This window comes from Serratia sp. (in: enterobacteria) (assembly GCF_051654945.1).
Taxonomy (GTDB): Bacteria; Pseudomonadota; Gammaproteobacteria; order Enterobacterales; family Enterobacteriaceae; genus Chania.
Window position 1 is genome coordinate 1 of the sequence record NZ_JBOFZA010000065.1, and the last position, 3,184, is coordinate 3,184.

The 3,184-nt window shown below is 56.4% G+C and carries 2 protein-coding genes and 2 pseudogenes; 2 read left to right on the forward strand and 2 right to left on the reverse strand.

All coding sequences use genetic code 11. The features are described from left to right. Window positions 1-1,166 (forward strand): invasin domain 3-containing protein (locus ACRDCA_RS08980; RefSeq protein WP_438689228.1); only part of this gene is annotated, 1,166 nt, incomplete at its 5' end. A 41-nt stretch (window positions 1,167-1,207) separates the two neighbouring features. On the opposite strand, the gene ACRDCA_RS08985 is transcribed toward ACRDCA_RS08980, so the two are convergent. After that, window positions 1,208-1,858 (reverse strand): reverse transcriptase domain-containing protein, encoded by a 651-nt coding sequence (locus tag ACRDCA_RS08985; protein WP_438689229.1) that lies wholly within the window; start codon window positions 1,856-1,858, stop codon window positions 1,208-1,210. 501 nt (window positions 1,859-2,359) lie between these two features. Beyond that, a pseudogene (locus ACRDCA_RS08990) lies at window positions 2,360-2,494 on the reverse strand (IS481 family transposase); the annotation flags it as partial. 218 nt (window positions 2,495-2,712) lie between these two features. Here ACRDCA_RS08990 and ACRDCA_RS08995 point away from each other — a divergent pair. Next, window positions 2,713-2,934, forward strand: a pseudogene (locus ACRDCA_RS08995) (transposase domain-containing protein); the annotation flags it as partial. Between the last annotated feature and the right edge of the window lie 250 nt (window positions 2,935-3,184).

Here is a 3,184-nt window from a genome sequence, read left to right on the forward strand (position 1 = left end):
ACAAGGTCACCGTCACCTACACCGCAAAGGATGCGAACGGCAACCCAGTCAGCGAGCTGACCAACCTCGGTCTCCTGGTGGACGGCATCACCGGCTACACGTTTGTCGCGTTCGCAGACCAGGGTAACGGCATCTACACTGGCACCCTGACCGGCACGCAGGCGGGTACCGCTACTCTGATGCCCTTGTGGAGTGGAACCAGGGCGGCGCACGCGGCAGCATCGCTGATACTGACAGCAGGGCCGATGGCCCCGGCCAATTCCACCGTGGCTATATCGTTGTCCAGCATTGTGGCCGACGGCACGACCACTACAAAGGTGACCTACACGGCAAAGGATTCGAACAACAACGTTGTCAGCGGACTGACCGGCCTCACCCTACCAGTAACCAGTGTGACCAACACTTCCTTCACCGGCTTCGTCGAGAGTGGCACTACCGGCATTTACACTGGTTCCCTGAGCGGCAAAACCGCAGGCACCGCCACCTTGATGCCACAGTGGAATGGCGGTAGCGCAGCGAAGACGGCGGTGACACTGACACTGACACAATGGGTGTCTGCAATCACCAGCGTCACGGCGAATGGTTACACGTTCACCGGGAGTACATTCCCGAGAATGGCTTTCTCACAGGCGGCATTTACCTTAAACCCGCCGGTGGGCAGCGTATCAGACTTCAATTGGGCATCAGACAATTCGAATATCACGGTATCGACAGCAGCGAAAGTGACCGTGGGCGGGACTGGGATAAATGTTCGGGATAAGGTAGTAACGATCACTGGCACGCCGAAAGTGCTGGGGAAGTACCCAACCCTTACTCGGCAGATCCAATTTACTAAATGGGTCCACACACTGTCACGTGCGCGTAATTATGCTGATGCGAAAGAAGTCTGCGTGAACTTCTATGGTGGTGGAGCGCTGATGTCAGCGTCGGTGTATGGTAGCGTTTCTGACCTCATATCACGGGGGTCCCTGACCCGGTTAATAGGCAGCTGGGGTTTGCCCACAGAGACAGCGTACCCAGGAAACAGCATAGTTTATGCGACGGATACTGCTGGAACTTCGCGAATGAGAACCTCGGTAGCAACTACGGTCAAATTAGCTTTTACCGGAATGACAGCTACGGTCACAGCAGATGAACTGTATCCGGCGCTGTGTATAAATGAATAATCGGAAAAACCACCGGTCACTGATGACATGAACGCAACAGTTCAGCAATCGGAGTGTTTGGAAGGGCCACTGATGTTTTCGGACTTGTCCTGGCCCACCGCAGCCAATGTTGCAGATACTGCGCCACCCGGTCCTGCCGCTATGAAACGCTCAGGTGCCGGGATCTGCTCATAAAGCCGGCGCAGTTTCTGCAGCATATTATTAACAGCACGGGGTGCGGGTTTCCCGCACCCTTTTTCGTCTGTCTGGAAGCCCATCCAGTCCGTGCCCTTTGAGAGCCGGCTGATAAAGGTTTTGTCCGGGTGTTGTTCAAACCCATACAGCGCAAAATGCTGGTTGAGCGCCTTAACCGCCCGCCTGAGCTGGTGACGCGTCCGGGTGAAGATGAGGAAATCATCCATAAACCGGGCATAGCGCAGATGGGGCTGTTGTTCAAAGTAGCGGTCAGTTTCCGTCAGATGAAAGGCCGCCAGAAGGGGACTCAGGGCGGAGGCTCGGGGAATGCCTTTGCGTGGAGAGTGAAAATGGCCACCGTCCTCGACCGTGTAATGCAGGAACTGCGACAGCAGGTCAAGGTGTTCCGGGTGATTGATGTACTGACGGAGTTGGGTGAGCAGCAGAGTGTGTTGGATATTGGCATAATACCCCCTGATGTCGGTGCGGCAGACGAACGTATATCCCGCCCACCGGATCGCGTTTTGTGCCCGCCGGACGCTCTGCTTTCCCCCACCATGACCCCGATGTGTTCACAACGGGCAGAGACGGGCAGCAACGGCGTGATGCTCAGGGTGAGGGCGGTGAGCACCACGGCATCGGCTGCGGACCAGACCGCGCAACGTGTTCCGTCGGCCCGCTGGACAAGGGTAAGGGGAGAAAGATGCCATTGTCCGCTATTCACTGTCTGGAGGATGTTGTGCAGAGACTTGGCGGTCACAGGTGTGTCAACAGCATCTACCCTTTGCAACAGGCCACGGCCTTTCAGGCGAGGGATGAGTGATGTCGGTTCACGGCCCCATGTTGGGGCCAAGGTTCGGCACGAACAGCGTACCCGCGGTACCAAACGGGCAATAGCAGAATGTGTTCATGTCAGTTTTTACCGAAGACATGCCCCGAGTGGGGCAGACAGCGCCTGCAGGCAAGTAAACGTCCGGGGTGGCACATCACGGCGGAGAGGGGTAGGACTGACACCCGCGTTCGCTTCCCCGGTCTGTCTGAAAGCGCTGTATCGGGAACGGCATGTCTTCAATAACACAATCAATAAAATCCAGTGTGTTTGCGGTCATGCGATGAGAGGAAAGCATCAGGACTCTGTAGCGAGGGCAATCATCGCTTACGCCCCCACGCACGTGGGGAGGTTTCTCAGGCCCTGCCATTCGGCGGGGTTTTTTAATTGTCTGGACTATACCTGGATCATATTCGACATGAACCACACATACGTCACTGCGTTGTTCAATATGTCGAACCTTTACGCAGCCCCCGTACAGTGGGTGCCAGCGAGAGTGAATTTTCACTTCTTGCCCGATATGGGCAGAATGAACGGGAACGTGTCATGGGCAGAAAATCATGGTTTTTCACCGGTTCGGTGGCAGCAGGCGAACGCGCGGCGAAAATCATGAGTCTGCTGGAAACGGCAAAGCGAAATGGTCTGGAGCCGCATGCCTGGTTGACGGATGTTCTGCAGCGTCAGCTGGACTGGCCGGAGGAACGACGGGAGGCGTTGTTGCCGCTGCCGAGGTTCACCGTCGCGGGGAGCGAGGCTTGTCAGTAATCCCGAGGCTTCCGCACTAAGGACGTGCGGTGCTGACATCGTAAATATCGGGAACCCGTGTCCCACATGACGTTAACGGCAGCGACAGCAGGCTCAACTTCTGCGCCAAAGCCCCGACACCACACTCAGCACGTCACCATCTGACGAAAGGTTCCTCTGGAAACCAGACGTAGGTCTCATCGACCTGTCAATACGAGTTCACCGGAAGCTATTTGTGACGCTGTCCGTCGCCCGCATAGGCGGTTCGTGC